Annotated in this window: 28 protein-coding genes; 9 read left to right on the top strand and 19 right to left on the bottom strand. The window is 68.2% G+C overall.

All coding sequences use genetic code 11. The features are described 5' to 3' along the window. The first annotated feature begins 1 nt into the window (after position 1). Both VGD28_RS14640 and VGD28_RS14635 read left to right on the top strand, forming a co-directional pair. Entirely contained in the window at positions 2-1,573 is a 1,572-nt protein-coding gene (locus VGD28_RS14640; protein ID WP_331029087.1) for a peptide chain release factor 3, read from the top strand. A gap of 139 nt (positions 1,574-1,712) precedes the next feature. Beyond that, complete coding sequence (locus VGD28_RS14635; RefSeq protein WP_331029086.1) at positions 1,713-1,880, top strand: hypothetical protein; 168 nt, start codon at positions 1,713-1,715, stop codon at positions 1,878-1,880. Here VGD28_RS14635 and VGD28_RS14630 read toward each other — a convergent pair whose 3' ends face one another. After that, entirely contained in the window at positions 1,881-3,155 is a 1,275-nt protein-coding gene (locus tag VGD28_RS14630) for an MFS transporter (protein ID WP_331029085.1), read from the bottom strand. It lies immediately after the preceding gene. Positions 3,156-3,244: 89 nt separating this feature from the next. Then, positions 3,245-5,473: a TonB-dependent receptor gene (locus VGD28_RS14625; protein ID WP_331029084.1), complete on the bottom strand. Its 2,229-nt coding sequence runs from the start codon at positions 5,471-5,473 to the stop codon at positions 3,245-3,247. Positions 5,474-5,586: 113 nt separating this feature from the next. On the opposite strand from VGD28_RS14625, the gene VGD28_RS14620 reads away from it, so the two are divergent. Beyond that, a complete protein-coding gene (locus tag VGD28_RS14620; protein ID WP_331029083.1) occupies positions 5,587-6,240 on the top strand; it encodes a TetR/AcrR family transcriptional regulator in 654 nt (217 codons plus the stop codon). Between the two features lie 23 nt (positions 6,241-6,263). Here VGD28_RS14620 and VGD28_RS14615 read toward each other — a convergent pair whose 3' ends face one another. Then, positions 6,264-7,316, bottom strand: a complete 1,053-nt coding sequence (locus VGD28_RS14615) for a hypothetical protein (protein ID WP_331029082.1) — start codon at positions 7,314-7,316, stop codon at positions 6,264-6,266. Positions 7,317-7,341: 25 nt separating this feature from the next. Next, entirely contained in the window at positions 7,342-7,902 is a 561-nt protein-coding gene (locus VGD28_RS14610) for a TlpA family protein disulfide reductase (RefSeq protein ID WP_331029081.1), read from the bottom strand. 52 nt (positions 7,903-7,954) lie between these two features. On the opposite strand from VGD28_RS14610, the gene argH reads away from it, so the two are divergent. The 5 genes from argH to VGD28_RS14585 are packed head-to-tail and all read left to right on the top strand — an operon-like array spanning position 7,955 to position 12,539. Beyond that, complete coding sequence (argH, locus tag VGD28_RS14605; RefSeq protein WP_331029080.1) at positions 7,955-9,325, top strand: argininosuccinate lyase; 1,371 nt, start codon at positions 7,955-7,957, stop codon at positions 9,323-9,325. Positions 9,326-9,327: 2 nt separating this feature from the next. After that, on the top strand, positions 9,328-9,564 hold the full coding sequence (lptM, locus tag VGD28_RS14600; protein ID WP_414714506.1) for an LPS translocon maturation chaperone LptM: 237 nt from the start codon (positions 9,328-9,330) through the stop codon (positions 9,562-9,564). 16 nt (positions 9,565-9,580) lie between these two features. Beyond that, complete coding sequence (gene lysA, locus VGD28_RS14595) at positions 9,581-10,840, top strand: diaminopimelate decarboxylase (RefSeq protein WP_331029078.1); 1,260 nt, start codon at positions 9,581-9,583, stop codon at positions 10,838-10,840. After that, complete coding sequence (locus tag VGD28_RS14590; protein WP_331029077.1) at positions 10,837-11,592, top strand: precorrin-2 dehydrogenase/sirohydrochlorin ferrochelatase family protein; 756 nt, start codon at positions 10,837-10,839, stop codon at positions 11,590-11,592. Before lysA ends, VGD28_RS14590 begins: the two co-directional genes overlap by 4 nt. Further along, a complete protein-coding gene (locus VGD28_RS14585) occupies positions 11,589-12,539 on the top strand; it encodes a zinc transporter ZntB (protein WP_331029076.1) in 951 nt (316 codons plus the stop codon). Before VGD28_RS14590 ends, VGD28_RS14585 begins: the two co-directional genes overlap by 4 nt. Here the strand turns inward: VGD28_RS14585 and VGD28_RS14580 are convergent. Next, positions 12,517-13,107, bottom strand: coding sequence for a response regulator (locus VGD28_RS14580; protein WP_331029075.1), 591 nt, complete (start codon positions 13,105-13,107; stop codon positions 12,517-12,519). The genes VGD28_RS14585 and VGD28_RS14580 overlap by 23 nt on opposite strands. A gap of 71 nt (positions 13,108-13,178) precedes the next feature. Next, on the bottom strand, positions 13,179-13,718 hold the full coding sequence (locus tag VGD28_RS14575) for an NAD(P)H-dependent oxidoreductase (RefSeq protein WP_331029074.1): 540 nt from the start codon (positions 13,716-13,718) through the stop codon (positions 13,179-13,181). A 65-nt stretch (positions 13,719-13,783) separates the two neighbouring features. Between VGD28_RS14575 and VGD28_RS14570 the strand changes: the two genes are divergently transcribed. Next, positions 13,784-14,848, top strand: coding sequence for a CaiB/BaiF CoA-transferase family protein (locus VGD28_RS14570; protein WP_331029073.1), 1,065 nt, complete (start codon positions 13,784-13,786; stop codon positions 14,846-14,848). Positions 14,849-14,851: 3 nt separating this feature from the next. Here VGD28_RS14570 and fliS read toward each other — a convergent pair whose 3' ends face one another. The 13 genes from fliS to VGD28_RS14505 all read right to left on the bottom strand — a co-directional run bounded on the left by fliS (position 14,852) and on the right by VGD28_RS14505 (position 25,136). Beyond that, the gene (fliS, locus tag VGD28_RS14565) at positions 14,852-15,250 is read right to left on the bottom strand and encodes a flagellar export chaperone FliS (RefSeq protein WP_331029072.1); all 399 of its coding nucleotides are present in this window, start codon (positions 15,248-15,250) and stop codon (positions 14,852-14,854) included. 4 nt (positions 15,251-15,254) lie between these two features. Then, positions 15,255-16,682, bottom strand: coding sequence for a flagellar filament capping protein FliD (gene fliD, locus VGD28_RS14560; protein WP_331029071.1), 1,428 nt, complete (start codon positions 16,680-16,682; stop codon positions 15,255-15,257). Between the two features lie 33 nt (positions 16,683-16,715). Then, a complete protein-coding gene (locus tag VGD28_RS14555) occupies positions 16,716-17,858 on the bottom strand; it encodes a flagellar type III secretion system protein FlhB (RefSeq protein ID WP_331029070.1) in 1,143 nt (380 codons plus the stop codon). Then, positions 17,858-18,631 carry a flagellar biosynthetic protein FliR gene (gene fliR / locus VGD28_RS14550; RefSeq protein WP_331029069.1) on the bottom strand — a complete coding sequence of 258 codons (774 nt, stop codon included), beginning with the start codon at positions 18,629-18,631 and terminating at the stop codon, positions 17,858-17,860. The genes VGD28_RS14555 and fliR overlap by 1 nt, the downstream gene beginning before the upstream one ends. A gap of 202 nt (positions 18,632-18,833) precedes the next feature. Next, positions 18,834-19,103: a flagellar biosynthesis protein FliQ gene (fliQ, locus tag VGD28_RS14545; protein WP_331029068.1), complete on the bottom strand. Its 270-nt coding sequence runs from the start codon at positions 19,101-19,103 to the stop codon at positions 18,834-18,836. Between the two features lie 9 nt (positions 19,104-19,112). Then, on the bottom strand, positions 19,113-19,919 hold the full coding sequence (gene fliP / locus VGD28_RS14540) for a flagellar type III secretion system pore protein FliP (protein ID WP_331029067.1): 807 nt from the start codon (positions 19,917-19,919) through the stop codon (positions 19,113-19,115). Next, positions 19,916-20,170 (bottom strand): flagellar biosynthetic protein FliO, encoded by a 255-nt coding sequence (locus VGD28_RS14535; RefSeq protein WP_066581074.1) that lies wholly within the window; start codon positions 20,168-20,170, stop codon positions 19,916-19,918. Before VGD28_RS14535 ends, fliP begins: the two co-directional genes overlap by 4 nt. A 9-nt stretch (positions 20,171-20,179) precedes the next feature. Then, a complete protein-coding gene (fliN, locus tag VGD28_RS14530) occupies positions 20,180-20,470 on the bottom strand; it encodes a flagellar motor switch protein FliN (RefSeq protein WP_331029066.1) in 291 nt (96 codons plus the stop codon). Continuing rightward, a complete protein-coding gene (locus VGD28_RS14525; RefSeq protein ID WP_331029065.1) occupies positions 20,467-21,417 on the bottom strand; it encodes a FliM/FliN family flagellar motor switch protein in 951 nt (316 codons plus the stop codon). Before VGD28_RS14525 ends, fliN begins: the two co-directional genes overlap by 4 nt. 6 nt (positions 21,418-21,423) lie before the next feature. Next, positions 21,424-22,026 (bottom strand): flagellar basal body-associated FliL family protein, encoded by a 603-nt coding sequence (locus tag VGD28_RS14520; RefSeq protein ID WP_331029064.1) that lies wholly within the window; start codon positions 22,024-22,026, stop codon positions 21,424-21,426. Positions 22,027-22,049: 23 nt separating this feature from the next. Then, positions 22,050-23,189 (bottom strand): flagellar hook-length control protein FliK, encoded by a 1,140-nt coding sequence (locus tag VGD28_RS14515; RefSeq protein ID WP_331029063.1) that lies wholly within the window; start codon positions 23,187-23,189, stop codon positions 22,050-22,052. A gap of 28 nt (positions 23,190-23,217) precedes the next feature. Further along, positions 23,218-23,649 (bottom strand): hypothetical protein, encoded by a 432-nt coding sequence (locus tag VGD28_RS14510; protein ID WP_331029062.1) that lies wholly within the window; start codon positions 23,647-23,649, stop codon positions 23,218-23,220. Between the two features lie 158 nt (positions 23,650-23,807). Next, the gene (locus VGD28_RS14505) at positions 23,808-25,136 is read right to left on the bottom strand and encodes a FliI/YscN family ATPase (RefSeq protein ID WP_331029061.1); all 1,329 of its coding nucleotides are present in this window, start codon (positions 25,134-25,136) and stop codon (positions 23,808-23,810) included. Positions 25,137-25,143 lie beyond the last annotated feature (7 nt).

The raw sequence follows: 25,143 nt of genomic DNA, 5'->3' as shown, positions 1-25,143 counted from the left end.
GATGCCCGAGACTATTCCCGATCGCCGCACCTTCGCGATCATCTCCCACCCCGACGCCGGCAAGACGACGCTGACCGAGAAGCTGCTGCTGTTCGGGGGGGCGATCCATCTGGCCGGCGAGGTCAAGGCGCGCGGCCAGGCGCGGCGCGCACGATCGGACTGGATGAAGATCGAGCAGCAGCGCGGCATCTCGGTCACCTCGAGCGTGATGACCTTCGAGCGGGACGGGGTGACCTTCAATCTGCTCGATACGCCGGGCCACGAGGACTTTTCCGAGGATACCTATCGCACGCTGACCGCGGTCGATTCGGCCGTCATGGTGATCGACGTCGCCAAGGGCATCGAGAGCCAGACGCGGAAATTGTTCGAGGTGTGCCGCCTGCGCAACGTGCCGATCATCACCTTCGTCAACAAGGTCGACCGCGAAGGGCGCGAGGTGTTCGAGACGCTCGACGAGATCGCCGACCTGCTCCAGCTCGACGTGGCGCCGATGACCTGGCCCGTCGGCATGGGCGGGACGTTCGAGGGCGTGTACGACCTCGTCGCCGACCGCCTGCTGCTGCCCGAGGGGGACAGCCGCGAGTTCCAGGGCAAGGTCGTCCAGACCAGCGGCCTCGACGATCCCCAGCTCGACGCGATCGTCTCGCCCCAGAATCTCGCCAAGCTGCGCGAGGACGCCGAGCTGGCGATGGCGGGCTATGCGAGCTTCGACGGCGAGGCGTATCGCAACGGCGACCTGACGCCAGTCTATTTCGGCTCCGCGCTCAAGGAATTCGGGGTGGATTCGCTGATCGACGCGATCGCCGCGCACGCCCCTCCGCCGCACGCGCTGCCCGCCGAGCCGGCGCCTGTCTCGCCCGACAACGCCGAGGTCACCGGCTTCGTGTTCAAGGTGCAGGCGAACATGGACCCGAACCACCGCGACCGCATCGCGTTCATGCGGCTGGTGTCGGGAACCTTCAAGCGCGGCATGAAGCTGACCCCGACCGGGCATGGAAAGCCGATCGCGATCCATTCGCCGATCATGTTCTTCGCGCAGCAGCGCGAGCTGGCCGACGAGGCCTTTCCCGGCGACATCATCGGCATTCCCAATCACGGCACGCTGCGCGTCGGCGACACGCTGTCGGAGAAAGCGGATATCCGCTTCACCGGGCTTCCGAACTTTGCGCCCGAGATCCTGCGGCGCGTGGTGCTCAAGGACCCGACCAAGACCAAGCAGCTGCGCAAGGCGCTCGACGACCTTTCCGAGGAGGGCGTGATCCAGGTCTTCTATCCCGAGATCGGGTCGAACTGGATCATCGGCGTGGTCGGCCAGCTCCAGCTCGACGTGCTGCTCAGCCGCCTCGATGCCGAGTACAAGGTCGGCGCGGTGCTCGAGCCGGCGCCGTTCGACACCGCGCGCTGGATCGGCGGCGAGGCGGGGGACGTGAAGGAATTCATGGACTTGAACCGCGGCGCGATGGCCAAGGACCGCGACGGCAACCCGGTATTCCTCGCCAAGTCGGCTTGGGAAGTCGGCTATGTCGCCGACCGCTATTCGCGCGTGAAGTTCATGGCGACGCGGGAGCGCTGATCGTGCGCTTCAGCTTTGCTGAAGCGGTTCGGCGCCAGCCCGCTCCCCCACCCGGCCACCCATTCCAGAATATCCTGCCGATGGGTGGCCGGGTGGGGGAGCGGGCTGGTGCCGCATCCACGCAAGTGGATCAAACGACATGAAGACACGGCCGGGAATCTGCGCGCGCAAGCGGCGGTTCCGGACCGAGCAGGAAGCGATGCGGGTCGCCCGCGACGCACAGGTGAGCTTGCGCGTCTATCGCTGCGCCTTGTGCCGCGACTGGCCCCTCACCAGCCGCACCAAGGGGATGCGGCTGCCGGGCTGATCAGGCTGCATCGTCGACCCAGCCGCGACGCAGCGGCTTGACCGCGAGCAGCATCAGGATCGCGGCAAGGGCGTAGAATATAAGGCAACCGACAGCCGCATAGCGCAGCGATTCGATCCCGTAGCTCGACTTCAGCGCGTCCGAAAGCGCCCCCATCAGCAGCGGACCGACGCCCAGGCCGATCAGGTTGTTGATCAGCAGGAAGCTGGCCGAGGCGGTCGCGCGCATCTCGCGCGGGACGAGATGCTGGACCGCGGTCGTCACCGGGCCGAGCCACAGGATGTTGAGCGCGTTGGGGATCAGCAGCAGCAGCCAAGCCAGCGTCGCGGAGGGGCTGAGCAGACCGAAGGCGAAAGTCGGCACCGTGATCGCCCAGGCGATCGCCGGGAGCTTGGCGTACCAGCCGCGGTCCTTGCCGCCCAGCCGGTCGGCGAACCAGCCGCCGGCGAACACCCCGGCGACACCGCCGACCAGCAGGATCGATCCCATGAACTGGCCGGTGGTGATCAGGTCGAAGCCGAAGCTGCGCATCAGGATCGACGGCGTCCACAGCGCAAGGCCGTAGCCGCAAAGCGAGCTGCAGGATGCGGCGAACGCCATCAGCCAGAAGGCGGGCTTCCTCGCGAGCAGTGGGAAGACCTGCGCAACCGGCGTGGCCTGCGTCGTCGCAGCCGGGCGCGGCAGATCGCGCACAATATATTTGAAGATCGGCGCCAGCACGATGCCGGCCACGCCCATCACGATGAACGCCGTGCGCCAGTCGACCAGCGCGGCGATGTAGGCGCCGAGCAAGGTTCCCCCAGCAAGGCCAACCGGGATGCCGAGCGAATAGATCGCCAGTGCCCGGGCGCGCTTCTCGGGCGGGAAATAGTCGGCGATCAGCGCATAGGAGGGCGCGACGCCGCCTGCTTCGCCCACACCGACGCCAAGCCGGTAGAGGAACAGCTGCCAATAGCCGGTCGCGGTGCCGCACAACGCGGTGAAGGCGCTCCACACGGCGAGGCTGCCCGCGATCACCGCGCTGCGGCTGGTGCGGTCGGCGAGATAGGCGAGCGGCACGCCCAGAACCGAATAGAGCAGGGCGAAGGCAAGCCCGCCGATCGCGCCGAATTGGGCATCGCTAAGGCCGAGGTCCGCCTTGATCGGCACAGCGAGGATGCCAAGGATCTGCCGGTCAAGGAAGTTGAAGGTGTAAACCAGCAGCAGCATCGCCAGCACGACGCCGCGATAGCCGGGCGTTGCCTCGCGCAAGGGCGCTCCCTGGCTGACGTTCATCCCCGTCCCTCCCTTTCGAGAACATTGGCCGGGCGCCCCTGCGAGACGCCCGGCCGGATCAATGTGCCAAACTCAGGTCGGCATGGCGATCAGAACTTCACCTCGAACGTGCCGGTCACGGTGCGCGGCGGGCCGTAATAGCCGATCACCGAGTTGCCGGTGAGCGCGCCGGGGAAATTGTAGCCGCCGACGCGATAGCGCGCGTCGGTGAGGTTGCGCGCGGCGACGCCGATGCGATAGCGGCCGCTTCCCGAGGTCCAGTTGAGCGACGCATCGACCAGCGCATAGCCATCCTGATCGAGCGCCGGGGTCGCCAGCTCGAACATCTGCGTGTCGCTGCGCAGCGAGACCGAGGGGGTGAAGGCGATCGTGCCGCCCGCCAAGTCCTCCGACCAGGTGACCGAGGCGTTGGCGGTCCACTCCGGCGTGTTCTGGAACGCGCGCTGGTCCGACACGTCCACCGGGGTGGTGCCGCCGCCGATGAAGGTGAAGAACTCCTTGTAGTCGGCATTGGTGTAGCCGACGACGAGGCTGGCCGAGAGGTTGCGCGACGGCACCACGCGCGTCTCCAGCTCGAAGCCGTAGATCACGCCCTTGCCGGCATTGTCGACGAAGCTGGCGATGCCGCTGGGCAGCGCGGGCACCTGGATCGTGACCTGCTGATCCTTGTAATCCGAATAGAAGCCGGCAAGGTTGACGAACAGGGTGCGGTCGAGGAACGCGCCCTTCATGCCGAGCTCGTAGCTGTCGATCGTCTCGGGGTTGTAGCCGTTGACGGTCGTCGGGGTCAGCACGACGTCGCCGCGCATGTCGAACCCGCCCGATTTGAACCCCTTGCCGTAGCTGGCGTAGAAATTCAGGTCCTCGCGGGGCTGATAGCTCAGGCTCACCCGCGGGGTCAGCTTCTCGAAATCGCGGCTGTTGGTGTAGTTCGAGCGGATCAGCCCGGGCACCGCTGCGGCATTGCCGAAATGCGGGCTGCGGATGCCGGTGAAGTTTTGGCGGAAGACGGTGCCGGTCTTCTCGTCGCGGGTGTAGCGCAGGCCTGCCGAGATCTTGAACTGTTCGGTCAGGTCGAAGCTGAAGTCGCCGAATGCGGCATAGCTCTTGGTGAACACCGTGCCCGAGGTGAGCGTGGTGGTGTTGATCGCGCCGACCACGGTATCGAACGCGCCGCTGGCACGGCCGTTGAGGTAATAGACGCCGAACACGCCCTGGATGCGCTCGCCCTCGTAGAGAAGCTGGAGCTCCTGGGTGAACTGGCGGTCCGAATATTCCGCCGGAACGTCGAGCGTGGGCAGCACGGTGTTGTCGAAATCGATCACCGTGTCGGTGCTGCCGTCGCGCCACGCGGTGATGGTCTTGAAGGTCAGCGCGTCGGAGAGGTTGATCTCGCCGGTCACCGACAGGCCGCGCGTCTCGACCCGGTTATGGTCGCCGATCCCGGCGCGCGTGTCATAGACGCTTTCAGTCGGAAGATAGCGCGGATCGGCGCCGTTGGGCAGCAGGCGCGTGCCGTGGCGCGGGTTGGAGCGGTCGAGCACGCGATCGCCGGCGACGCGGATGAAGATATTGTCCGAAGGCGTGAACTCGGCCGAGAGGCGCGCGGCGAGCACGTCCTTGTCATAATGCTCGGCGCCGGTGGTGAGGTTGGTGCCGAACCCGTCGCGCCAATATTGCGCGACCGCCGCGCCGAGCGAGAGCATGTCGCCGACCGGCACGACCACCTGACCGACCAGATCGACCTGGTTGTACGAGCCGTATGAGCCGCGGAACGACGCCTTGTAATCGTTGCCCAGCCGGCGCGTGACATATTTGACCGCGCCACCGATCGTGTTGCGGCCATAGAGCGTGCCCTGCGGTCCGCGCAGCACCTCGACCCGCTCGACGTCGAAGATGTCGAGCACCGCACCCTGCGGCCGCGCGACATAGACGTCGTCGATATAGAGCGCGACGCCCGGCTCGAACCCCCAGAGCGGGTCCTGCTGGCCGACGCCGCGGCTGAACGCGATCAGCGTCGAATTGGAGCCGCGCGCGATCTGGAGCGTCAGGTTCGGGGTCTTGTCCTGCAACGCGGTGATGTCGGCCGCGCCGCTCTTCACCAGCGAGTCGCCGGTGACCACCGACATCGAGATCGGCACGTCGATCAGGCTTTCCTCGCGGCGGCGGGCGGTGACGACGATCTCCCCTTCGGCGGCGGGGGCGGCTTCCTCCGCCGCGGCAACGGGCACGTCCTGCGCGAGCGCGGGACTGGCGGCGAGCGCGCCGAAGGCGGCGCCGGCATAAAGAATGGTGCGGGCAGACGGAATCAGGCGCATCAAGGCTTCCTCCCCAGAATTCAGCCGGGGTGAGCCCCGGCTTGTCAGATGTTGGGGGAGGCTATAGTGAAACCTGAACCGGGTTTCAACTTCCGGATGCGGGAGAGGGGCGAATGGCGCAGGATCGTGGCACGGCCGCCACAGTTGGGGAGACGGCGCGGGGCGAGAGTGCGGCGAGCGAAGGCAAGGAGCCGCGCACCGCGCGCGGCCGCCGGACGCTGCGCGCGATCCTCGACGCCGCCGCCGCCGAATTCGGCGAGAAGGGCTTCCACGAGGGATCGATCAGCGGGATCACGCGCCGCGCCGGCGTCGCGCTAGGCAGCTTCTACACCTATTTCGATTCGAAGGACGCGGTGTTCCGCGCGCTGGTCCGCGACATGAGCGAGCAGGTGCGCGAGCATGTCGCCCCCGCGATCCGCGCCGCGCCCGAGCAGATTTCAGCAGAGCGCGCCGGCCTCGAGAGCTTCATCGGCTTCGTGCGCAAGCACAAGGAGATCTACCGGATCATCGACGAGGCCGAGTTCGTCGATCCCGAGAGCTTCAGGCTTCACTATGCCACGACCGCCGAGCGCATCGAGAAACGCCTACGCGCCGCCGCCGAGCGCGGCGAGGTCCGCGAGGACGTGTCCGAGGTCCATGCCTGGGCGATCATGGGGATGAACGTGTTCCTGGGCCTGCGCTACGGCGTGTGGAGCGAGGATCGCGATGCGGGCGAGGTGGCGGACACCGTGGCGGAGATGCTGGCGCGGGGATTGGGGACGCGGTAGCGGGCGAGGCCCGCCCGCCTGCTTCAGCCGCGCTTTGCCGGACGCCGATCCGCAAGACGGAGCGACTTGATGACGAAGCGGTCAAGCTGGCGGATCAGATCCAGCTCGATCTCCGCTTCCTGATCGTCTTCACTTTTCGCCGGCTCGTTCCAGTAGACGACCTTCCCCCGCGCGACCACATGATCCACGTCGATCGCCCTTGGAGAGTCGAAGTAGATCGCGCTGGCTTGCTGGAGCAACGACCAGAGCACCGGTTGGAGAGCCTTCGCATCGCTGGACAACAGCCAATCGCTTTCCTGCCGCGTCATTTGCCCGCGCGCCCGTTGCAGCTTGCCGAGCGTAGCCAATGCCTCCCCCGCGGCGGGACGGTCGCCCTGCAAGCGCTTGCACGTAGCCAGCAGGGCCGGAATATTTCGCACCGAACCACGTTCGATCGAGCGGCATTCGGGGAGCGCGGCATAGGCGATATCGGCAAGGCGGAACGCGAAGGTGATGCCCAGCCCGCCGCCACAGGCGCTTTCGGCATCGCGCCGCATCCCCGCCGCGTTCGCCTGCTCGCCGACGATGTTCTGCGATAGCCGTGCGGCATCCCCGGCCTCGCTCACCGCGAACCAGGCGTGCAGGCATATGGGGGGCTGCTGATCCTTCAGCGGTGCGACATCCCGGTCGAAATTCGCCGAATCCGCAAGAACGCGTTCCCAGGTCTCGATGTCCAGCACGGCCTGAAGCGGCGCATAGGCATCACCCTTGGGTGCCGGCACCTGAACCTCCACCATGGGAGGGCTGCCGGGAGACCGGTGAGCCGTGATGGCAACAACGTCCTGCCCGTATCCGTCGACGAGCATCACACGCCGGAAGGTGACGCCCCGATCGACAAGCTCCTGCGCTGCCGCGATGTTGTAGCGGGCACGCATATCCTTCTGCACCGAATCGGCGCAGCGATCGATCCCGCGGTCATCGCCGCAACCGCGCGCGAAGACGTCATCGGAACTGGTCTTCGAGGCCTGCTGGGCAGTGGCTGGCCCGCAAAAGCATGCGAGAGCCAGGAAGGGCGCCACCAATACGGATCGTCTCATTCCACCTCCCTCCCAAGGCGCCAGCCTATCCGGCCTCGGCCAGCCACGCCTTCGCGGTCTCGCCGTCCCAGTCCATGTCGCCCGCAACGCGCCACACCTCACGGCCCTGTGTGTCGTAGAGCACGGTAGTGGGCAAGTTGACGCCAAAATGGGTAGACAGGCCGACATCGGGGTCGAGCCAGGGCTGAAGGGCCTTGAACCCGGCCTTCTGGAAATAGGGCGTGACCTTGGTGGCGCCCTCCAGGTCCTGGCTCACCGTCACCACCTGAAGCTTGCCGCCCTCGCGCTGCGCGAGCCGGTCGAGCGCGGGCATTTCGCGGACGCACGGCGCGCACCAGGTCGCCCACAGGTTGAGCAGCAGCGGCTTGCCCCTGAACGCGGCGAGCGTCGTCTTCTTGCCGTCGGGCGCGGTGAAGGCGATCGTCGGTGCGGCTTCGCCCTTGTGGCTGCGGTCGATCTGGCCGATCCGCTCGACCTCACCGGCGGCGTTCGCGGGCGCAGCGGTGCTTTCGCCCGCAACAGCGGCGTTTGCTTGCTCGTCCGGCTGCTTGGCCGTATCGCAGCCGGCGATTCCAAGCGTCAGCACGGCAAGGACAGGGAGAAGCGCGATCGTCGAGCGCAAGACAGACTCCAACAGCATGTGGGGCGGGCGCTTCGCCGAAGGCCCGTCATCGGTGATGCGCGAGATTAACGCCTCCATCCCGTTCGACAAGCGCATGTGGCGTCAGGACATCGCCGGCTCCAAGGCCCATGTCGCGATGCTGGGCAAGCAGGGCATCGTCGATGCGGCGGATGCGGCGGCGATCTCGGCCGGACTCGATCAGGTCGCCGCCGACTACCAGCGCGACGGGGTGCCCGAGGATCTCGCGCTCGAGGACATCCATATGCTGACCGAGGCGCGGCTGGCCGAGAAGATCGGGCCGGTCGCGGGACGCCTGCACACCGCGCGCAGCCGCAACGACCAGGTCGCGACCGATTTTCGCCTGTGGGTGCGCGACGCGACCGATCAGGTGCTCGCCGCGCTCGCCGCGTTGCAGGATGCGCTGCTGACGCGCGCCGAGGAGCATGCCGACAGCGTGATGCCCGGCTTCACGCATCTCCAGAGCGCGCAGCCGGTGACGCTCGGCCATCACCTGATGGCTTATTTCGAGATGATCGCCCGCGACGTCTCGCGCTTCTCGGACAATCGGACGCGCGGCAATCTTTGCCCGCTCGGCTCGGCGGCGCTGGCCGGAACCGGCTTCCCGCTCGACCGCGAGGCGACAGCCGCCGCGCTCGGCTTCGACGGGCCGACGCGCAACTCGCTCGACGCCGTCAGCGATCGCGACTTCGCGCTCGATTATCTGATGGCGGCGGCGCAATGCAGCCTGCATCTGTCGCGCCTGGCCGAGGAATTCGTGATCTGGGCGAGCCAGCCCTTCGGCTTCGTCAAGCTCTCCGACCAATGGTCGACCGGTAGCTCGATCATGCCGCAGAAGCGCAATCCCGACGCCGCCGAGCTGGTGCGGGGCCATTCGGGGCGGATCGTCGGCTGCCTGACATCGCTGATGATCACGATGAAGGGCCTCCCGCTCGCCTATTCGAAGGACATGCAGGACGACAAGCCGCCGGTGTTCGAGGCGCACGACCTGCTCGCGCTGTCGATCGCGGCGATGACCGGGATGGCGGAGAGCGCGCAGTTCCGCACCGACAGGATGCGTGGTCTCGCCGAAAGCGGCTTTGCAACCGCGACCGATCTTGCCGACTGGCTGGTGCGCGAGGGCGGCATCCCGTTCCGCGAGGCGCACCACATCACCGGCCGCGCGGTCGCCGCGGCGGAGGCGAAGAATGTGCGGCTCGACCAGCTCGCGCTTGCCGACTTGCAGGCGATCGACCAGCGTATCGATGCGCGAGTCTTTGATGTGCTGACCGTCGATGCATCGGTCGCGAGCCGGACGAGCTTTGGCGGGACCGCACCGGTTCGGGTGCGGGAAGCAATTGCGGCGGCACGCGCCGCGAGAGGAGAATGAGAATGCGAACCCTGGTGGCGTTCACGGCGCTTCTGTTGGCTGCTTGCGGCAACAAGGGCGACCTGAAACCGGCCGCCGGGGGATCGCTGCCGCCAAAACCCTATGGGGCGGTGGCCACGCCGACGCCGGCTGATTTGGTGAAGGCGCCGCCCCAGACCCGACCGACGCGCAGCGACGAAGTGCTGCGCAGCTCCGAAGAACGCCGCGGCGACGAATTCGAACTGCCGCCGCAGAACTGAAAAGACGCAATTTCCCATGGATCATTTCAACCGCAAGAACGGCGTGCTGCACGCCGAGGACGTTTCGATCGTGCAAATCGCCGCGGACGTCGGCACGCCGGTCTATGTCTATTCGACCGCCACGCTCGAGCGCCACGCCAAGGTGCTCGACGACGCGCTGTCGGGCCTGCCGAGCTATCACATCGCCTTCGCGATCAAGGCCAATCCGAATCTCGCCGTGCTCGGCGTGCTCGCCAGGCAGGGCTATGGCGCCGATGTCGTCTCGGGCGGCGAGCTCAAGCGCGCGCTGGCCGCGGGGATGAAGGCGCAGGACATCGTCTTCTCGGGCGTGGGCAAGACGCGGGCGGAGCTGCAGCTGGGCCTCGACGAAGGCATCGGCCAGTTCAACCTCGAGCTGGAGGAGGAAGGCGAAGTCCTCGCCGACCTCGCCCATGCGCAGGGCAAGACCGCGCCCGCGGTGCTGCGCGTGAACCCCGATGTCGACGCCGGCACGCACGCCAAGATCTCGACCGGCAAGGCCGAGAACAAGTTCGGCGTCGCGATCGACCGCGCCGCCGAGATCTTCGAGCGGCTCGCCGGGCGTCCCGGCCTCGATCTGCGCGGCGTCGCGATCCATATCGGCAGCCAGCTCAAGGAGCTCGCCCCGCTCGAGGCGGCATACAAGCGCGTCGGCGAGCTGGTCGCCCAGTTGCGCGCAGCCGGCCACACCATCACCCATGTCGATCTCGGCGGCGGCCTTGGCGTGCCCTATCGCCCGGGCGAGACCGTCTCGACCGCCGAGGAGTTCGGCGCGATGGTCAAGCGCGTCACCGAAGGCTGGAACGTCACCTTGATGTTCGAGCCGGGCCGGTTCATCTGCGGCAATGCCGGCGTGCTGGTGACCGAGGTGATCTGGGTCAAGCCGGCGAGCATCAACCCCTATGTCATCGTCGATGCAGCGATGAACGACCTTGCCCGCCCGGCGCTGTACGACGCCTATCACGAGTTCGAGGCGGTCGCGCCGACCGGGGAGAAGTTCGTCGCGAACATCGCGGGGCCCGTGTGCGAGACCGGCGACACCTTTGCGATGGGGCGCGAGATGGACGTGGTGAAGTCGGGCGACCTCGCCGTGTTCCGCACCGCGGGCGCGTACGGCGCAACCATGGCCTCGACCTACAACAGCCGCGCGCTGGTGCCCGAGGTGCTGGTGTCGGGCGACAGGTTCGCGGTGGTCGCCGACCGCATCCAGCCCGAAACCATCATGGGCGCCGAGCGCGTGCCCGAGTGGGTGCGGTGAAACGATCGGGGCTGCCCGTCTTCGTCCAGCTGGACGGGCGGCCCGTGATCCTGGTCGGCGCCGGCACGACGGCAGACGCCAAGCGCCGGCTGCTCGAACGCGCCGGGGCGGTGGTCGCCGATGAGGCGGGCGATGCCCGCCTCGCCATTATCGCTTGCGACGATCCCGAGCCGGTCGCGGCGCGGCTCAAGACGCGTGGCATCCTCGTCAATGTCGCCGACCGGCCGGACCTGTGCGACTTCACCCTCCCCGCCATCGTCGAGCGCGATCCGGTGACGATCGCGATCGGCACAGGCGGCGCATCGGCGGGGCTCGCCGCGGCGCTGCGTCAGCGGCTGGAGGCACTGCTGCCGGCATCGCTCGGCGGCCTGGCCGATGCATTGAAGAGCGCCCGTGACCTGATCCGCAGGCGCTGGCCCGACGCGGGGGAGCGGCGTCGGGCGATCGGCACGGCATTCGCCGGCCCGCTCGACCCGCTCGCCGATCAATCCGAAGACGCTGTCGCGCGCTGGCTCGCCGCGATCGGCGACACGCAGACCGGAATCATCCACATCGCGCTGCGCTCGGCCGATCCCGACGACCTCACCCTGCGCGAGGCACGGCTGCTGGCGCAGGCCGACCGGATCACGCATCGCCCCGACGTGCCGGAGGCGATCCTGACCCGCGCGCGCGCCGATGCGGAGCGGATTGCATGCGATGCACCGTCCGCTAACTTGCCGGGCCTGACCGTGGACCTGGAGATGGGTGCGTGAGCGGCTTTGCCTATGTCGTCACCCGCAGCGGCGTGCGCGCGGTCGATCCGCATGACGCGGTCCGGTTGCGGCGCGGCTTCGTGTGGATCCACCTCACCTCGCGCGATGAGGAGGTTCAGGCCTGGCTTCGCGAGGTGGCGCGGTTCGACCGTTTCGTCATCGATGCGCTGACCGCGCTCGAAACGCGGCCGCGCTGCGACCAGATCGACGGTTCCGCGGTGCTCAACCTGCGCGGGATGACGCAGGCGGCGATGCAGAGCTCCGACCCGCTCGCGTCGATCCGGCTGCATGCCGAGGGGATGCGGGTCATCTCGGTCACGCGGCTCCCGCTCGACGCGCTTGCCGTGGCGCGCACGGCGACCGAGGCGGGGGATGTGCGCGACGCCGGCGACCTGATCGCCACGCTGGCCGAGGCGATCACCGAGCAGCTCGACCCGCAGGTCGCCGATCTCGGCGATTCGCTCGACAGCTGCGAGGAGCAGCTCGACGCGCGCCAGGCGTTCGAGCTGCGCAAGAAGGTGAATGTCGTGCGGCGCCAGGCGATCGGCTATCGCCGCTTCCTCTATCCCCAGCGGGTCGCGCTCGAGAAGCTGTCGGCCTTGCCCGTGCGCTGGCTGAGCGATGACGACCGGCTGCATATCGGCAGCGCCGCGGACCGCGCCGCGCGCATGGCCGAGGAACTGGAGAGCATCCGCGAGCGCGCCGCGCTGATTCATGAGACGCTCACCGACCTGCGCGCCGAGGTCATCGATCAGCGATCGCTGCTGATCGCGGTTGCGGCGATGGTGTTCCTGCCGCTGACCTTCATCACCGGGCTGTTCGGAATGAATGTCCAGGGCATCCCCTATGACGACCATCCGACGTCATTCTGGGTGATCACGATCTTCTGCCTCGGCGTCGCCGCGGCGGTCACGATCTACTTCGTCAGGCGCCACTGGTTCCGCTGAGGCGCTCGACCTCGGCATTGAGCGAGCTGATCGAGCTGACCAGCCGCGCCCGGTCGGCACGGGTCACGGCGAGCTCGGTGCGCGCTTCGCCAAGCTCGATCGCGCGGGCCGCGACGCGGGCATCGAGCGAAGCGACCATGCGCTTCAGCTCGGCGATGCGGCTCGCGCGGCCCAGAGTCCGGTCGATGCGCGCGAGCAGCACGTCGAAGTCGAACGGCTTGGCGACATAGTCGTCCGCCCCCGCTGCCAGCGCCTCGACCACGGCGCCGCTGTCGCTGCGCGCGGTGATCATGATGACGGGAAGATCGGCGGTGCGCGGGGCCGCGCGCAGATCCGCCAGCACCTCGATCCCCGACATGCCCGGCATCATCATGTCGAGCAGGACCAGGTCGAAGCCGCGCCCGGCGATCAGGTCGAGCGCCTCGCGCCCATTGTCGCTCAGCACCACCAGATATCCCGCCTGCCCCAGCCGCGCGCCCATCACGTTGAGATTGGTGCGGCTGTCGTCGACGATCAGCACCGTGGCGGCGCCCCGGCGCGACTCGCTCGGAGAGAGGCTGTGCTTCATGCGCGCGAGCCTAGGGCGAAAACCGTCACGATCGCGTTAATGCGCCGGCAACCACATATGGGGGCCCCCGTTCAGCGCCGCAGGAAGCCCAGGACCTGATCGACCATCACGCCAAGCTGCGCCGACGCCTCAGCCACCGCATCGCCGGTGCCGGGCCCGGTGTTGATCGCGACGCCCAGCGGGGTCGGCCAGCCGCGCAGCGCGTGGATCACCGTGCGCAGCGCCGCCAGCGTCGACACCGCCGCCTGCCAGCCCCCTGCGGTCGCGACCAATCCCACCGGCATTCCGTCGAAATAGACCCGCGCATCGCCGCGCAGCAGCTCAGCATAGTCGAGCGCGTTCTTGACCATGCCCGAAAGCGAGCCGTGATAGCCGGGCGATCCGACGATCAGCCCATCCGCATCGCGCAGCACCGACACGAAATGCGCGACCCGCGGATCGCCGGTGGTGCAGCCCAGCTCGTAATGCGGGAAGTTGATCGCCTCACCGGTCAGCAGCGTGACGCGCGCGCCCCTTGCCTCGGCCAGCGCGAGACAATGGGCGAGCGCGCGGCCGGTTGCCGATTCGGGACGCGAGGTGCCGCCCAGGGCGACGATGTGCGGCTTGCTCATGCGCCCGCGCTAGCCGAAACAGCTGCCCTGAGCCACCCATCGCGGGTGAGGGAATGGAGAGAGGCATGCGGGCACCGTTGGCCGGGATGCGGGTGATCGAGATCGATGCGATCGGCGCGGTGCCCTTCGCATCGATGCTGCTCGCGGATCTGGGGTGCGAGGTGGTGCGCGTGGTCCAGCCGGGCAGCGGGACCAGCGCGATCGTTCCGGCGCTCTATCGCGGGCGGCAGGACGTCACGCTCGACTTTCGGGAGCCCGCCGCTATCGCCGAGATACTGGCCCTTGCCGCCCATGCCGACGCGCTGGTCGAGGGGATGCCGCCGGGGTCGATGGAGGCACTGGGGCTTGGCCCCGACCGGTGCCGCGCACGCAACCCGCGCCTCGTCTATGGCCGCGCCAGCATGTGGGGGCAGACCGGGCCGCTGGCAGGGCGGCCGGGAAGCGACATCAACGTGCTCGCGCTGACCGGCGCGTTGCATGCGATCGGCGCGTCCGACGCGCCGACGGTGCCGCTCAACCTGCTCGGCGACCATGCCGGATGCGGGCTGTTCCTGGCGCTCGGCATGGTCTCGGCGATGCTGGGCGCGCATATCGAGGGCGAAGGCCGGGTGGTCGATGCCGCCGCGATCGACGGCGTCGCGACGCTGATGGCGCTGACCCAGAGCCTGTTCGCGAGCGGCCGCTGGATCGACCGGCGCGAAGCCAATCTGATCGACGGCGGAGCACCCTTCTATCGCAGCTATGCCTGTGCCGACGGCCGGCATGTCGCGGTCGGCGCGATCGATCCGGGGCAGTTCGAGGCGCTCTGTACGGGCCTCGGCTTCGGTGCGGGCAGCTTCGTGCAGCTCGACCGCGCCGGCTGGCCTATAATGACCGCGCGCTTTGCCGAGCGCTTCGCGGCGCGCACCCGCGACGAATGGGTGCGAAGCTTCGCGCAGGGCGAGGCGTGCGTCACGCCCGTGCTGTCACTGGCGGAAGCCGCGCGCCATCCGCACACGCTGGCGCGACGGCCCATCGCCGCAGGGCCCGAGGGCGCAGCGACCGCGCCGCAATTCGATCCGCGCGCCGGGGTGGCGCCGCGCGCGCGTGCCGTATCCGTGGATGATGTCCTGGCGCGCTGGTCGCGCTGACCGTCAGGCGGCGCGCGCTTGGCTCCACGCGCCGGCGATATCCTCCAGATCGTCGGCGACCGCGCGGAACGGCGCGGGATCGCCGCCGATGCTGGCGTTGAGGATCTGTGCGCGCAGGCCGTGATAGAGGGTGGCGAGCGTGCGCGAAACCTCGCCCCCGCGCTCGAAATCGAGATTCGATTCGAGCGCGAACAGGATCGCGGTGGCGCGCGCGATGCGTTCGCTCTTGATCACCATCTGCCTTTTCTCGGTCGCAAAGGCAGCGGCGCGCAGCGCGGCAACGCACTCCTTGTACATGATCTCGACCAACTCGTGCGGATCGGCGGCGGCGGTGCGCCCGACCGCGTCGATCGAGCGATAGGTGGCGGCCGCATTGGCGCTGAGGCGCATCGGGGCCTTCATCGCATCAGCCCTGCTTGTTCCACGCGTCGATCTGGTTCTCGAGGAAGGTCTGGGTCGATTTGTACGCCGCGACCCGCGCGTCCATGCTCGCGAACTGCCGCGTCATCCGCGTGCGGACATCCTCGGTCTTGGCGAGCACCTCGGCCTTGTCCTCGTCGAGATCGGCCTTGGCCTTGGTGTAGCCGGCCTCGCTCGCGCCGAGGCCGCGCGTGGTGCTCGCGGCCGCGGATGCGATCGCATCGAGCGCAGCTGACAGGCCGTTGGCAGCGCTTGCGCTGCCGCTCGGCTCAGCGAACATCTTCTCGACCGCCTCGGGATGGTTGACCAGCGCCTTGGTGAGCAGCGCATTGTCGAGCATCAGCGTGCCGTCGCGATTGGTCTTGATCCCGATCTCGGCAAGGTTGGTGAGCGCGCCGCCCGCGATCGGGGCCAGGGTGAGCTGTTGGAGCTGGCGCTTGAGCTCGCGCGCGGCAAGGTCGGTGCGCAGCGATCCGGTCACGGGATCGAGATCGGTACGCAGCGCCGTGTAGAGCTCGTTATAGGTGGCGATGAAATCCTGCACGGCCTGAGTCAACGCAGTCGTCGGCAGCGTCTTTCCGATGCTGACGATCGTGCCGGGCTGCGCGCTCATGAGATCGAGCTTCACGCCCGGGATCAGGTCGCTGATCGCGTTCGAATCGCGCTTGAGCTGAACCCCGTCGATCGCGACCAGCGCGTCGGCGGCGGCGCTGCCGATCGTGGTGCCGCTCGCCCCGACGCCGATATCCAGCGCGGCGAGCCCTTCCTGTCCCGGTGTTTCGGTGGCGGTGAGGGTGAAGGCGCGGTCGGCGCCGGTCGCGCCCTTGACCACCAGCCGCGATCCGTCGGCGTCGGTGAGGACCGATGCGCTGACCCCGGCATTGGCGGCGTTGATCGCGGCCGCGATTCCCTCGAGGCTCGAATTGTCCGGCCCGATCGCGATCTCGACCGGCGTGCCGCTGCCTGGGGTGAAGCCGGTCATCGCGCCGTCCGCCACCGTCGCGGTGCCGAAAGTGAGCGTGAGCTTGCCCTGCCCGATCGGCGCGGCCTTGTCCGCGACCGGCGCGGCATGCGCGGTCTGCGCCGCGGCGAGCTGGCGCACCTCGATCCGCGCGTTGAGCGTGGTGAGATTGGCGCCGCTCAGGCGCGAGACATTGACGATGCCGCTATTCGAGCTGGTCGGCTGGGTAGCCAGGCTGCCGCCGCGCGAAAGGCTGGAGAGCGCGCTGGCGAAGCTGGTGATGTTGCTCTTGTGAGTCGCGGCCGCGCTGATCTGCGCGGTCAGCGTCTCCTCGCGCTTCTTGAGCGCGGCGTTGCGGTTCTCGAACTGCGCATCGACCAGTTGCTGGACGAGCGCTGTGGTGTCGATGCCCGATCCCCCGCCGAGCGTCTTGGTAATCGATTCAACGGCCACGTGAACGCCCCCCTCTATGCTGGTTAACGGCCATTACGACGCCACCTTAAGGCCGGTTTGGACCCCGTTTTCGTCAAACAGCGCCGTCTCGGGCAGATTGATCGCTGGCATGCGGCTACCCGCCTGCCTGTTCAGCCCGAAGACGAACGCCAGCACGGTCGCGACCGCCATGTAGAGATCGTCGCGGATCTCCTGATTCTCGCGGCTGGTGAAATAGATGGCGCGGGCGAGCGGCGGCAGCTCGAGCCGCGGCACGGCGAATTCGTCGGCGAGCTCGCGGATCGCCAGCGCGATCTCGCCACGGCCCTTGGCGACCACCACCGGCACCAGATCCTTGCCGCTCGAATAGCGCAGCGCGACCGAGAAGTGAGTCGGGTTGGTCAGCACGACATGCGCGCCCTGCACCTTGGAACGCAGACCGCCCTTGGCCATCTCGCGCTGACGCGCGCGCTGGGCCGACTTGGCTTCGGGCGAACCCTCGCTTTCCTTGTGCTCGTCCTTCACTTCCTGAAGGCTCATCTTGAGGCGCTGCATGTGGCGGAAGATCTGGATCGGGAGGTCCACGCCCGCAATCAACAGCAGCCCGCCCGCCATAACGAAGACGAGGGTGGCGAAGGTATCGCCAAGCGACTTCACCGCGGTGCCGAGATCGGACGAGACCAGCCCCATCGTCGGCCCCGCCGATCCCCACAGCGTCCACGCACCGATCCCGCCGAGCAGCACGACCTTGAGCAGCGACTTGAGCAGCTCGATCCACCCGGTCGGGCCGAAGATGCGCTTGAGGCCGGAGCCGGGGTTGATGCGGTTGCCCTTGGGGGCGAGCAGCTTGCCGTTCCAGTGCAGCGCGCCGAGCGCGGCCTGGCTGGCGATCGCACCGACGAAGGTGATCGCGAGCAGCGCGCCGAGCGAGGGGGCGAGCTTCCACCCGGCCGTCGTGAGCGGCTTCCACGGCTGGAAGCTCTCGATATCGGCGCGGCCGAAGGTGAAGCTCGCGCCCATAACCTCCTTGATCGCACCGAGCAGCTGCGGCCCCATCAGCACCATCCAGCCGCAACCGAGCAGGATGATCAGCGCCGCGCCGAAATCGCGCGACTTGAGCAGGTCACCTTGCTCGAGCGCCTTCTCCTTGCGCTTGGGTGTTGGTGCTTGTGTCTTTTCGCCCGCGCTCTCCGACATCAGCCGAGCACCAGGGTCTGGGCTGCGCCGAGCGCCTCGCGCACGATCACGAGCATGTAATCGCCCATCGCGGGCATGCCGACGAGCAGCGCCAGCACGCCCATCGCGAGGCTGGCGGGAATGCCGATCGCGAACAGGTTGAGCGCCGGCGCCGAGCGCGAGAGCATGCCGACGACGATGTTGAGGCAGAGCAGCAGGAAGCCGACCGGCAACGCGAGCAGCAGCCCGGCGAGGAAGGCATAGCCGCCGAACAAAGCGATGTTCTGGAGCTTGCCGGGCGTCAGCCACGCCTGGCCGGGCGGGAGCAGCTCATAGGAGCGCACCACCAGCTCGACCAGCACGAGATGCCCGTCGACGGCGAGGAACAACAGGGTCAGCAGGATCGTCAGGAACTGACCGAGCGCCGGGGTCGACTGGCCGGTCTGCGGGTTGACCGCGGTGGCGAAGGAAAGGCCCATCGACACGCCGATCACCTCGCTCGCCACCAAAGGCGCAGCGAAGGCGATCTGCAGGATGAAGCCGAGCGCGAGGCCGACCAGCACCTCGGCCGCAACGGCAAGGAAGGTCGCCAGCGCGAACACCTCGCCCGGCGCTGCGATCGGCACCGCGTTCATCGACAGGATGCCGATCGCCCCGGTCAGCAGGATGCGTACGTTGAGCGGCACCGACACCGCACCGAACACCGGCGCCGCAACGAACGCTGCCCCCACGCGCACCATCGTGAACAGCAGCGCCCAGAGCTGCGGCTCGATCGAGAGGCCGAAGCCGAGCATCAGATTCCCTCTCCCTTTGGGAGTGTCGGGTGGACAGCGCCCCGCGCTGTCCAGGCCATGCCGGGGGCATGGCCGACCCGACACTGGAGGGAGCCGCCGACGGCGGCGGAAGGGTGAGGGTGAAACGGTGAGGTGGTCGCCCTCACCCTCCCCATCGCTGACGCGACGGGTCCCCTCCCTCTCCCAAGGGGAGAGGGCGCTTTCAACGCACCAGCTCCGGGATGCGCTCGAAGATGCCGACCGTGAAATCGCCAAGCAGCGTCATGATCATGCCGCCGAAGATCACGAGCGACACGCCCACGATCGCCAGCTTGGGCACGAAGGTCAGCGTCTGCTCCTGGATCGAGGTCGCGGCCTGCACCATGCCGAGGATCAGGCCCGACAGCAGGGCCGGAATCAGGATCGGCGCCGACGCGAGCGCGAGCACCCACATCGCCTCGCGCGCGATCGTCAGGAAATATTCTGCGTCCATCAGAAGTTCCTAGGTAACGAAGCTGGAGGCGAGGCTGCCCATGGTCAGCGCCCAGCCATCGACCAGCACGAACAACAGCAGCTTGAACGGCATCGAGATGATCGTCGGCGACATCATCATCATGCCAAGGCTCATCAGCACGGTGGCAACGATCAGGTCGATGACGATGAAGGGCAGGAAGATCAGGAAGCCGATCTGGAAGGCGGTCTTGAGCTCACTGGTCACGAACGCCGGGAGCAGGATCGAGAAGGGCGTATCCCTGGGGTTAGCGATCGGACCGACCTTGGCCATTTGCGCGAACATCGTGATGTCCTTGACCCGCGTCTGCTTGAGCATGAAGGCGTGAAGCGGTTCGCCCGCCTTCTCGATCATCTCGGTCGCGCCGATGCGGCCTTGCGCATAGGGCTGGATCGCGGCGGTGTTCATCTGGCTGATCGTCGGCGCCATCACGAAGAAGCTGAGGAACAGCGACAGGCCGACCAGCACCTGGTTGGGCGGGGTCTGTTGAAGTCCCAGAGCTTGGCGCAGGATCGCCAGCACGATGATGATCCGCGTGAAGCTGGTCATCATCAGCAGGATGCCCGGAAGAACCGTGAGCAGCCCCATGATGATGAGGACCTGAAGCGACAGGCTGAGCGGCGCGTCGCCGCCGCCAAGATCGCCCAGCGCGCGATCGACCGCATCGCCGACACCCGGAGCGGGCGCCGCCACCGGCGCGGCCGGTGCAGCCGCCTGTGCGAACGCCGGCGCGACCAGGAACAGCGCAAGCGCGAACGCGCCCAGCGCGAGCGCGAGATGACGGAAGGCGGCGGTCACGGGTCGATCCGGTCGATCAGCGAAACGCCGTTGCGGCTGACCGAGACGAGGATGCGCTTGCCCTCGACCTCGAGCACCGCGATGCGCGTGCCGGTCGAGACCATCATCGTCTCGCGCACCTTGAGCATGCGGTCGCCCTGGTTACCGGGCAGCCGCGCTTCCAGCTTGCGCCACAGATAGAGGCAGCCGATCAACAGGCCGCAGACCAGCGGCAACAGCACGACCAGCTTGAGGATGTAGGACCACATCATGGGTCTGGCTCAGCTCCGCTTCTCGGGCGCGACCAGCTCGGTCATGCGGATGCCGAACTTGTCGCCGACCGTGACCACCTCGCCGCGGCCGATCAGCGTGCCGTTGACGAACACGTCGAGCAGCTCGTCGGCCTCGCGGTCCAGCTCGATCACGCTAGACTCCCCCAGCGCGAGCAGCTCGCGCAGCGTCAGCGTGGTCGATCCGATCTCGACCGTCAGCTTGACGTCGACATCCTGGAGCAGGTGGAAATTGGCCGCGACTGCGGCTTCGGCGGCAACGCCCCCGGTCATCTCGTTCATCGTGCGTCCTCGGGCTGGAAGGATTCGAAACGGGTCAGGCGGATCGCCGCCTGGCCATTGGCGGTGCCGACGGTGCCGGCGCCGATCTGCTGGCGTGCGACCATCACCGGCACGTCGGGGCCGAAGCTGATCGGGATCACGTCGCCCGGCTTCAACGCCATCAGCGTGGTGAGCGGCACCACCGGCTCGGCGAGCACCGAGCGGACCGGCAGGCGCAGCGCCATCGCGGCGCGCGTCAGGCCATTGCGCCATTCGGGCTCGGGCTCGGGCTCGCCGCCGATCACCTTGGCGGTGAGCGACGGTGTGTAGGGTTTGAGCGCCGACACCGGATAGAGGATGTCAATCCACTGCGGCTTGGCCTCGCCCGCGGCGACGCCGAGACGGGTGACGACCATCGCCTCGCCCGCATCGATCTCGGGCACCACCGAAAGCGGCGCAAAGGTCTGCGCGGGCACGAAATCGATCTTCGCGAGCAGTTCCCAGGCAGGCGCGAGCTGCTGCGCCAGCGTATCGGACAGGCGCGTCAGCAGCGTCTCGGCCGATCCGGTGAACTCGGCGGGCAGCGGTTGCGGCGCCTCGCCCTCGCCCCCGAAGAAGCGGTCGAGCATCTCGAAGCCGAACTTGCCGTCGATCACCACCAGCGCGCGGCCGCGGCCCGGCATCATCGCCAGCGGGAGCCATGCGGTCAGCATCTGCGGGCGCTCGGCGCGATAGTCGCCGAAACGCTGCACGCTGAGCGGCTCGGCCCAGCAGCGCGCGCCCTCGCCGACCAGCGGCTCGAAGCTGCCCTTCAGCGACTTGGCCAGCCGCGCCGAGAGATGCTGCACCGAATGCAGATCCCCGAACGGGTTGAGATTCGCGGTGCCCAGCGCCGGCGCGTGCTCCGCGCCGCTCCGGGGCCGTTCGCGCCTCTCCGGCGTCGTCAGTTCTGAAGGGCTGTTAACCATGCCCGTTCACTGAACAATGAAATTGGTAAAGTAGACGTTACCAATTCCCCCGAAGCCCTCTTTTTCCTTCAAAACCGCGTTGATCGCGGCCGTCAGGCGTTTCTGCAGCTTCTGCTTGCCCTCGGCGGTGAAGACCTCGTCCTCGCTGGTTTCGCCGAGCGAGAGCAGCACGGCCGAGCGCACCGCCATCTCGTGGGTCTTGAGATTCTCGATGACCCGGTTGTCATAGGGCGTGGAAACCGCAAGCCCGACCTGGATGAAGTGCACGCTCTCGCGCAGGTTGGAGGTGAACTCCTTCTCGAGCTGGTAGTAGGTCGAAGCATATTTGTCGCCGCCCGAGCCTTCAGGAGTCTTCATCCCCTTGCCCGCGCCGCCCTCGCCTTCCTTGCCCTCGCCCTTGGCGCGAACCTCCTCGCTCTTGGGGACAAGGCGCGGGGTGTCGGCATCGGCCGATTCCTCGGCCTTGCCGCCGAGCAGCCCGGCGCTGGAGGCATAGAGTCCCCCGCCGACGCCACCGCCGACCAGCGCGATCAGGCCGGTGCCGATCAGGATCCACTTCATCGCCCCGCCCTTCTTCTTGGCCGGCGCGGCCTCTTTCTCGTCACTCATGGCTCAATTCCCCCCGAGATGGTTCAGGCGACGCGGTCGTCGCGGTCGGATTGCGTGGTGCGCGCCGCAACAGAGGCCGGACGCCCGGGCTGATGGGATTGCGGCTGGCTCGACTGGCCCTGCGATTGGCCGCCGGCGCCGGCATCGACGCTGGTCTGGCCGAGCTTCACGCCGCGTGCCTCGGCCAGCTCGGCGAGGCGCGGCGCGGCTTCGGTGAGCAGCTGGCGTGCAGCCGGGTTCTCGGCGGTGAAATGGACGTGCAGCCGATCGCCGTCGCGGCGGATCGAGACGTCAACATTGCCCAGATTCTCGGGCGCAAGGCGGATACGCGTGTCGGCCGCCTCGGCCGCCTCGCGCAGCGTAGCGATGCGGTCGACCATCTTGCCCGTCCAGTCGTCGCGGCTGAGGTCGAGCGGCGCCTGATCGGCCCCCGCCATCGCCTGCACCATGGTGCGTAGCTGTTCGGTCGCGCTGGCCTGAGCCTGCACGGCCACCGGATCGGCGGTGCGCGCAGCCGGCGCCGCGATCGAATCGAATGATGCGGAAATCGCCGCGGCGAAGACCTGGCCCGCCGTCTGCGTGGCGGGCGCATTGGGAACGATCGTCTGCGGCGCCGCGATGGGTGCGAGCAACGCGCGTGCGAGGCGCTCGCGGACGGGCGCTTCCGGCTTCAACTCCGGCTCGATCGCAACGGGGGGCAGTTCGACAGGCGCGCCCTCGACATCCGCCGCGACGAGCGGAACAGCGTCGGCCGGCGCAGCCGGTGGCGTCTCGACCAACGGGACGGCATCGAGCTGGACCGGCATCGCTTCGGTCAGCGGCGCGATCGCCTCGGGCGCAGTCGCAGGCGCCACCACGGACGCTGCATCCGGCAAGGCCACCGGCTCGCCCGGCATCGGGACGAGACCGGCGGGAAGCCAGGCGATCACGGCATCGCCCGCGTCCTGGTCCTCACCGGCAATCCCGCCCTCGACCGGCAAATTCTTGCCGTCACCGGCAATCGTCTGCCCCTTGCCGCCTTGCAGCTTCGCGCCGGGCGGAAGCAGCAGCTCGCCCAGCATCGCCATGAAATCCGCCACCGCGGGCATGTCAACGGAGGCCGTACGCACCGGAATCGCGGGCGTCAGCGGGAGCAGCGAAGCGGAGGCAAGCAAGTCGGGCATTGCGGGCGAAAACTCCTTCGCCCGCTAATCAGCAAGGATCGTGCCGTTTCCTCGGAATGGCCGGCATATCCTCGAGCGCGCGCATCGCGCGGCGCGCGGCATTGGCTTCGGCGCGCTCGATCAATTTCTCGATCGCGCTCTGGTCGCGCTTGGCCTCGCGCGTCGCGGCGCGGGCGGTGTCGAGCCCGCGCTGCGCCTCGGCGACGCGGCGGTCCGCGGCGAAGGCGGACTGGTGCAGGCGCTCGCGATAGTGCGCCGCAGCGATCAGGCTGGTCGCGCTGCCCGGCTTGGGCGCCGGCGTCGGTGCGACGCCCTGCGCCAGCTGCGCGATGCGCGCGCGCAAGGCCTCCTCGTTGTTCACCTTCTGCTGTGCGGCCACTTCGCCGGCACGAACCATGTCGAGCTGCAGCGTGCGGACGCGCAGCAGACGGCCGAGCTTCTTCTGGTGCTTGTCAGCCATCCCCGTAACCCAGATCCTCCCCGGAACGGGGAGGGGGACCGCCAGCCGAAGGCTGGTGGTGGAGGGGGCCCGAGGCACGCGAGTCCGGTGGGGCGGCCCCCCTCCACCATGCCTGCGGCATGGTCCCCCTCCCCGTTTCGGGGAGGATATTCGGAAGCCTACGCATCGCCGAAGACGCCGACCAGCTCCGCGATCGCCTCTTCGAGGCTGACCGTCTCGTCATAGGCCTGGCGGATATAGTCGAGCACCGAATCGTGGCAGGCGATGGCGGCGTCGATCGCCGGGTCGGCGCCCGCGCGATAGGCGCCCATCAGCACCAGATCGCGATTCTCCTCATAGGTCGCGAGGTGGCGGCGCAGCACCCGCGCGGCGGCGACATGCTCGCGATCGGCGATGTCGGTCATCACGCGGCTGACCGATGGGCCGAGGTCGATCGCGGGATAGACCCCGCGCTCGGCCAGCGCCCGGCTCAGCACGATATGCCCGTCGAGGATCGAGCGCGCCGAATCGACCACCGGGTCGTTGCCGTCGTCGCCATCGGCGAGCACGGTATAGATCGCGGTGATCGATCCGCCGGTATGGACGTCGGTGCCCGCGCGCTCGATCAGGCTCGGCAGCATCGCGATCGCGCTCGGCGGATAGCCGCGTGCCGAGGCCGGTTCGCCGAGTGCCAGCCCGATCTCGCGGCCCGCATGCGCGACGCGAGTGAGCGAATCCATGATGAGCAGGACCTTCTTGCCCTCGTTGCGAAAGGCTTCGGCGATGGCGGTGGCGCGCAGCGCGCCGCGGATGCGCAGCACCGGCGAGTGGTTGGCGGGGACCGCGACCACGACCGAGCGCGCACGCGCCTCGCCAGCGACCTTGGTCTCGAGGAAGTCGGATACCTCGCGCGAGCGCTCGCCGATCAGCCCGATGACGATGACGTCGGCCTTGGCCGCGCGCACCATCATGCCGAGCAGCACCGACTTGCCGACGCCCGATCCCGCCATGATGCCGACGCGCTGGCCCTGGCCGATCGTCAGCAGGCCGTTGATCGCGCGCACCCCAACATCCATCGGCTGGAGCACGCGGCCGCGGTCGAGCGGCGACTGGATCTTGCCCGCGAGCGGCCATTTGCCCGCTCCCCGGATCGGGCCGAGCCCGTCGATCGGCTTGCCCGCGCCGTCGACCACGCGGCCAAGCATCGCGGCGCCGACCTCCGCCTCGCCTGGCGGACCCACCGGGCGCACCGGCGCATTGGGCAACAGGGCAGCCGGGCCACCCAGGTTCATTAGCAGCGTCTTGCCGCCGCGAAAGCCGATCACCTCGGCCTCGACGCGGCTGGCGCCGGTGCCGATCGCGCAGACCGTGCCGACCGGAAGCGAAAGACCCACCGCCTCCATCAGCAGCCCGTCATAGGACGACAGCCGGCCCGAGACCTTGGGCCGCGGGCGGAAATCGCGGCAGGCGAGGCCGTCGAGATAGTCGGCGGTGAAGCGATTATACATTCTGCGC

The organism is Sphingomonas sp. (genome assembly GCF_036402235.1).
Classification (GTDB): Bacteria; Pseudomonadota; Alphaproteobacteria; order Sphingomonadales; family Sphingomonadaceae; genus Sphingomonas.
The sequence above is the reverse complement of the archived record's forward strand: the minus strand, read 5'-3'. Positions and strand labels throughout refer to the sequence as shown.